Annotated in this window: 6 protein-coding genes and 1 pseudogene; all 7 read right to left on the minus strand. The window is 71.8% G+C overall.

Translation table 11 applies throughout. The features are described 5' to 3' along the window. Window positions 1–539, minus strand: a pseudogene (locus SSQG_RS43555) (hypothetical protein); the annotation flags it as partial. Continuing rightward, window positions 536–1,096 carry a phage tail protein gene (locus SSQG_RS28140; RefSeq protein WP_003993295.1) on the minus strand — a complete coding sequence of 187 codons (561 nt, stop codon included), beginning with the start codon at window positions 1,094–1,096 and terminating at the stop codon, window positions 536–538. The pseudogene SSQG_RS43555 and the gene SSQG_RS28140, both read right to left, overlap by 4 nt. Then, window positions 1,093–3,057: a putative baseplate assembly protein gene (locus SSQG_RS28145; RefSeq protein WP_039933766.1), complete on the minus strand. Its 1,965-nt coding sequence runs from the start codon at window positions 3,055–3,057 to the stop codon at window positions 1,093–1,095. Before SSQG_RS28145 ends, SSQG_RS28140 begins: the two co-directional genes overlap by 4 nt. Then, entirely contained in the window at window positions 3,057–3,497 is a 441-nt protein-coding gene (locus SSQG_RS28150) for a GPW/gp25 family protein (protein ID WP_039933767.1), read from the minus strand. The genes SSQG_RS28145 and SSQG_RS28150 overlap by 1 nt, the downstream gene beginning before the upstream one ends. A 55-nt stretch (window positions 3,498–3,552) precedes the next feature. Continuing rightward, entirely contained in the window at window positions 3,553–5,457 is a 1,905-nt protein-coding gene (locus tag SSQG_RS28155; RefSeq protein WP_003993298.1) for a VgrG-related protein, read from the minus strand. Then, window positions 5,457–6,182: a LysM peptidoglycan-binding domain-containing protein gene (locus SSQG_RS28160; protein ID WP_003993299.1), complete on the minus strand. Its 726-nt coding sequence runs from the start codon at window positions 6,180–6,182 to the stop codon at window positions 5,457–5,459. Before SSQG_RS28160 ends, SSQG_RS28155 begins: the two co-directional genes overlap by 1 nt. A 45-nt stretch (window positions 6,183–6,227) precedes the next feature. Next, window positions 6,228–6,650, minus strand: coding sequence for a phage tail protein (locus SSQG_RS28165; protein WP_003993300.1), 423 nt, complete (start codon window positions 6,648–6,650; stop codon window positions 6,228–6,230). Between the last annotated feature and the right edge of the window lie 138 nt (window positions 6,651–6,788).

The following is a 6,788-nucleotide window of genomic DNA, read 5'->3' on the forward strand; positions in this document are numbered from 1 at the left end:
TTCGGGGTGGCCGGGGGGACGGGTTCGGTGGGGGCGGTGTCGTCCGGGGCCGGGTGGTTCGTGTCGCCGGAGGGCGGGGAGGTGGCGGCGTCGGGTTCCGGCCGAGGGGCGGCAGGGGCGGCGGGGGCCTGCGTCGCGCTGCCCGCGCCCAGGCGGTCCCGCGAGGTGTGAGAGAGGCCCGAACCGCCGTCCGGGCGGGAGAACGCGTCCCGGCCGGGGGTGGCGGCCTGGGCGGAGGCGGCCTCGCGCGACGATCCGTCGGGGGCTCCGGTGGCTCCGGTTGCCCCAGGGGCGCCGGATGCCCCGGAGGAACGGGACGTGGTACCGGCAGCACCGGCCTGGTCACCTGCACTGGAGGCGCCGGAGGCACTGCGAGCGTCATCGGTGGCGGCGGCACGGGCAGTACCGGCAGCACCGGAACTCCCGGCCGCGGCGGCAGGCCTGTCCGTCCAGCCGAGTACCGCGCCGCACGCGTCGCAGAACGACTGGCCCGGTTGCGCACGGGTGCCGCATTCGGCGCAGTTCTGGGGGGTCGTCATGGTTGCGGGGTCCTTTCGGCGGTCGCGGTCACCTGGACCGTGTACGGCATGTGGGCGGGGCGGGCGGCGGACACGAGGGTGTCCAGGCGGTGGTGGTCCGCCGTGGTGGGCGCGGGAAGGCGCAGGTGGACATGGAGGTGGGGGCGTGGATCGCCGGGGAACGGGCCCAGCGGGCGGGCGTTCCAGTTCGCGGCGCCGCTCTCCGTGATCTCCGGCGCCACCCCGAAGGCGAGCCGTACCGTCTCGGACAGCCCCCGCCGGGTGCCGCGGATGCGGTGCAGATACGCGGCGGCGGCCACGGCGGCCCGCAGCAACGGCTCCGGTTCGCCGCCCTCGGTCTCCGCGCCGACCCAGTTCCCCAGCCACTGGGTGAAGTCGAGCGGCGCGAGCGACGGTCGGAAGTAGGTGTCGAGGCAGTCCAGAACGCTGAGGATCGGCGCGACCACGTCGTCGAGCCCGGCGACGAACCGCTGGGCCAGGTCGTCGTCGGCGAACACCGCCGGCAGCATCGCCCCGATCGGCGCGGAGGATCCGAGGCCGTCGATCGAGCCCCTCATGAGGAACCGTCCCCGATCACCCGGACGCGGTGGTCGAAGGAGAAGACCAGCGACGGCGCCGACAGGTCGATGCGGTCCGTCGGCTCCCCGCGTTTGCCGGTGAGGGGGTCGGCGGGGTGCAGCACCACCGCGTCCACCAGTTCGACACCCGGCACGCGCTGCAGCACCGCGAACACCTCCCCGGCCTGGACGGGCCGCCCGAACGGCCAGCCCTTCCCGTTCGAGCCGCCGGTCAGCGGATCGAGATGCCGGTACAGCGCGTCGTGAGCCTGCCGGCGCACCCGATCGGTGTCCACACCCCGGAAGGAGTGCACGGTGGCCACGACCGTGACGCCCTGGTAGTACGGCGGCCCCACGGCCAACCGGGTGCCGATCAGGCGCCGTTCGTCCAGATGCCGGGTGATGCGGTCCAACAGGGCGTCACCGGGCACCAGTTGCTCGAAACGGAGGCGGCCGCCGGGGTCGGGCACGGCCTGCGGCACGACCAGCACCCGTACGGCGTAGGCTCCGTGCTCGCCCTCCTTGCCCTCCAGGCAGGTGATGCGCGCGGTCTCGGGGGCGGCGCGGCGGGCCAGTTCCTCGTAGTCGCGCAGTGTCACCGCCCGCTCCTGGGCGCGCAGGGTGATCGGGGCCCGGACCTTCGCCTCCTCCACCGTCTCCCCGTCGACCCCGCCGCGCGCGGCCTCGCGGTTGACGACCTCGGAGACGTACGGGATGGAGGTGCGCAGGATCTGCACGGCGCCGCGGGCCACGTTGCCCGCGCGGCCGCCGCCGGTGCGGTAGCGGCGGGCCCGGACGGGGGCGCCCTTGGGGGCGACCATCCCGTACTGCCGCAGGGAGCCGTCGGGTTCGCGCACGGCCGGGCCGAACGCGATCTCGCCGGTCGTGGCGTCGAGGGTGATGTGCCGGTCGTCAGGCCCCGACGAGGCGAAGTTCGGCACGACCTGCCAGTCCGTCCAGCCGTCGTGCTCGGCGGTCTGCAGCAGCACCGGTGGGTCGTCGCCGACCACGGGGGCGTGGGCCAGCCGCAGCCGCTGCCCCGGCAGCCCGGTGGACTCACCGAGCGCCTCGTCGTACACCGTCTCGGCGTGCACGGTGGCCGTGGTGCCGCCGATCGTGAACGCCTCCACGGCCCGCACGGTGGGCGAGGTGGTGTAGAACGGCTGGTCGGGCAGGGGATCGGTGACCCGGCAGCGCAGCCAACCGGCCTCCTGGCCGGCGTTGCGGGACAGCACGTGTCCGCCGGGGACGTGCAGCACGACCTCGCCGGGACGGTTGAGGCCGCCGGTGGCGTCCCGGTCGACCTCGCAGGGCTGCCAGCCGTCCGCGGTCCACGCCTCCCACACCAGCGGCGGCTGCCGCGGGTCCACACCGACACCGTCGACCCGGCTGTCCAGGTCCAGGGCGAGCGCGCAGTGCGGCACCGCCGCGGTCAGACCGAGCAGCATGCAGTCACCCGGGCCGGGCGACTCGGCGAAGCACAGCAGGTCCTTGTCCCCGGCCGCGAGGTCGTGCGTCCGGTCGACGACCGGCTCGCCCCGGTGCTGCACCAGCAGATGGCGCAACGCGCTGGGCACCACCGTCAGTTCGCGCTCCGTCGCGAAGACGACCGCCTCCTCGCTCTCGGTGCGCAGCGTCGCGACCTCCGTGCCGACCGGCACCCGCACCGGCTCCTCCTGTGGTGCCGACAGCCAGAACGTCACGTCCGTGCGGGCCGCGGACGGCGGGAACAGGGTGATCCCGACGAGGTCCAGGAACGCCAGATGGTTCTTCTCCGGCACCCGGTTGAGCCGGTAGACGATCTGGTCGGCCATGTGGGCGACCGTCTCGACGAGGGTGACGCCCGGGTCGGAGACGTTGTGGTCGGTCCACTCCGGGGCGCGCTGCTGGATGTAGCGCTTGGCGTCGTCGACGAACTGCTGGAAGCGGCGGTCGTCGAGGTTGGGTGAGGGCAGGGCCATCAGCGGTCGCTTTCGGGGGCGGCGCCCGCGCCGGGGGCGTCGGGCTCCTCGTGGGACGGAATGACGTAGAAGGGGAAGACCAGGCTGCGGGGGTTGTTGGTGCCGCGGATCGAGTAGCGGACGTCGATGTAGAGCACGCTCTGGTCGGTGCCGGCGCTGACCTCGACCTCGTCGACCTCGATGCGCGGCTCCCAGCGGTCGAGGCTGACGTACACCTCGTGCTGGATCCGGCCCGCGGTCTGTTCGTTGACCGGCGCGAACACCAGGTCGTGGATCGCGCAGCCGAAGTCCGGCCGCATCGGCCGCTCGCCCGGCGCGGTCGACAGGACCAGCCGGATCGCCTCCTCGATCTCCCGTTCCCCGCTGACCAGCGCGATCCCGCCGGTCGGCCCGATACGCAGCGGGAACGACCAGCCGGAGCCCACGAACTGCTGGGCCATCAGTGGGCCACCTGCCTTCTCCTCATGCTGACGGTCTTGAAGAGCTCGACGGTCGTCACGGCAGCGGATACGGCTTGCTGTTGACCAACACCGCGCCCTGCAGCGCGATGGTGATCGCCCGGATGCCGACATTCGCAACGGTGTTGACCTGGACCGTGCCGCCCGCGGTGAACGTCGCCGCGCCGAGCGCCTTGAGATTGAGCGCGCCCATCGCGTCCACGGTGACCGCTCCGCCGAGCGACTTGAGGTTGACCAGCCCGCGGCCCTGGATGTTGACCAACCCGCCGCTCTTGATGTTCACGGACCGCCTCGCGCTCAGCGTGAGGTCGGTGCCGGCCTCGACCGACACCGACCGGCTGCCCTTGATCGTCACCGACCCCTTGCTGTCCACCACGATCTCGGTCTTGGTGCGGTCCAGGTTGATGGTCAGCTGTTTGTCTCCGGAGGCCAGCCGGACCCCCTGCTTGCGCAGGCCGGTCTTCTGGCTGAGCAGGTCCATCCGGTTGCCGTCCCGGTCGGAGACGGTGTGCCGGCTCGCCTTCTTGCGGACGGCGTCGTGCAGCGGCACGTCACCGACGGGGGTCGGCTTGTCCCGCCCGTTGTAGAGACCGCCGATCACGAACGGATGGTCCAGGGCACCCCGGTCGAACGCCACCAGCACCTCGTCGTTGACGTCCATCGGGAACACCCCGCCGCCGCCCAGACCGCCCATCTGCACGGTCCGCGTCCAGTCGCTGACGTACCTGTCGTCCAGCCACGGGAACTGCAACCGCACCCGCCCCTGCTTGAGCGGGTCGTTCACGTCGGTGACCAGCGCGTTCGCCACACTCGGCATGCGGGGCGCGGTCTGCGACCCGCCGCCCGAGGCCAGCCCGTACAGCGAACGCCACTGCCGTCCGCTGACGGTCACCCACGCCTCGTAGTGCTTGCCGTCGCCGAAGTCGTGCCGCACCGAGGTGACGGTGTACTTGCCCTCGAAGGGCTCGCCGACGTCTGCCAGCGCCACCGGAACTCCCGGGCGCAGTTTGGGGTTTCCCCGGGCGACGACCTCCAGCTCGGCGAACGAGCCGGTGACGTCGTCGGCGAGGGCGTCGGCGGCGAACCGCACCTCGTTCTGCTTGTCGTAGGGCGTTCCCGTCTCCACGAGCTTCGCGGCCTTGAACTTCCCGGCCGCCGCGCCCGGGGTGGTGCCGATGGTGATGCCGGGATTGCCGGTGGCCGCCGCGGTGGCGGTCAGCTTCGTCTTCGTCGTCACGTCCCAGCCGCGCGCCTCGACCTTGGCCACCTGGTCGGCGGCGGTGACGGCGGCCCGCAGGCGCAGGATGTCGTGCCCGCCCTGGAGGACGAACGGGCTCTTGTCGCCGTCGGTCCCCGGGGAGGGCGCCCCGGAGGCCGACTTGGGCTTCACGAACTGGAACTTGCCGTCCGCGTCCACCGACATGACCATCTCGTTCTCGTCGGCGAGCCGGGCGAGGAAGTCCCAGTCGGTGACGTTGGACTGGCTGATGAACTCGTACACCGTCTTCGTCGACTCGATCCGCCCGATCGGCACGTCGTCCTTGCCGGCGAGTTTGCGGGCGATGTCGGAGGCGCTCTGGTTGCGGTAGGCCGCCACCCGGCGCTGGCGCAGCAATCGGTGCCCGACGTCGTAGCCGCGGACGACGGTGTAACTGCCGGTGCCGTCGTAGTCGGCCTCCAGGCCGGTGACCTCACCGGTCAGCAGCGGATCCCCGGCACCCTCACCGTCCGCCACCGGCGCGAACACCACCTCCGTGCCGAAGGTGATCTTCAGCTTGCCCAGCAGCAGCCGGTACGGGTCGCGGAAGGTGAGCCGGAACGCGGCCGGGACACCGACCCCCTGGTCGACATAGCTCTCCACCAGGTCCGGGGCGAACTCGGGCGGCAGCGGGGCGCCGCCGATCTTCACGTCGACGACGCTGGAGAACGCGGACTGCACCATCAGTAGCGCACCTCCTCGGCGGCCGGCAGCACCAGTTCGACGCCGGTCGGCAGCCGCGCCGGGTCGTCGATGCCGTTGGTCTCGGCGATGGCACGCCAGGCGGCCGCGTTGCCGTACTCCCGCCAGGCCAGCGACTGCAGGGAGTCGCCCGCCACGACCCGGTGCACCCGCTGCGCGGTGGGCGCGCCGGAGGTCGGGTTCTGCCGCTTCGTCTTGCCGGCGATCTCGTGCAACTGCAGCCGGCAGGTGGCGCGGATCGGCACACCCGTCGTCGAGAACAGCGTGTAGTCCGCCTCCACGGAGCTGACGTACGCCGTGAACCGGGCCGTCGAGAACGACCCCCACTGGAAGACGACCCAGGGCGGCGACGGCTGCTTGGCGGCGAGGCTCTTGGCCGTCACCTCGCAACAGGCGAGCAGCGAGTCGACCTTCTTCAGGACGGTGTTGCTGTTCGGCTCGTCGGAGGAGTCCAGGAAGATCTCGACACTCATCTCCCGGGGCTCGGCGCCCATGAACTCCGGGAGCGGGCCGACGCGTTCCATCTGCGCGGGGGTCGCCTTCCACTGGGCCCGGCGGCTCAGCGACAGCTGCGCCGGGTTGAAGTCGAAGTCGAACGTCTTGATGAGGCCGCCGGGCGTTCTGCTCTTGCCCTTCGGCGGTTCGTGGATGGCGAGTGCGGCGCGTATGAGGCTCTTGCCGGCGCCGCGCCTGCTGCCCTTGGCCATGATGTCCCGCTTCCTCCGTCAGTCCGTTCAGGCCGTTGCGGTCGTTCAGTCCGTGAACCCGTGGTGGGTGATCTCCAGCACCTCGGTCGCCACGGCCGGGTTCGCCGGGTCGAGGGAGGGGCCGGTCCAGCTCACCGGCAGCACGTCGATGAGCCCCCACCGCGCGACTTCCGACCCGTCCGCGCGCAGCGCCGTGATCTGGGCGGTGGGCCGCTTGATCCCGGTCTGCAGGGACGAGATCCACTTGGCGACCTTCGTGGTGTCCGGGGTGAGCGGGCGGGTCAGCCGGATCGTCGAGAACGACACGCGGGTCGGCAGCTGCCAGACGAAGCCGTTGTTGCCGCCCTCCTGGCGCTGCTCGATCTCCACCTGCGAGGACAGCCCTTCGCATCCGTTGAAGTAGCCGAGGCTCTCGCCGTCGATGCTGAGGGTGAACCAGATGGTGGATCCCGGATCCTGGCGGGACATCGGGGGCCTTTCTTCGGGGTCAGTGGCGGGGATCGCGGAGTCTGCCGATGCGTTCGCGGTCCTGGCGCAGTTCGGTGCGGATGAGGCGGGTGATGCGGCCTATGAGGCGGTGGACGAGCTCGTCGAGCTGGAAGTCGG

The organism is Streptomyces viridochromogenes DSM 40736 (assembly GCF_000158955.1).
Taxonomy (GTDB): Bacteria; Actinomycetota; Actinomycetes; order Streptomycetales; family Streptomycetaceae; genus Streptomyces; species Streptomyces venetus.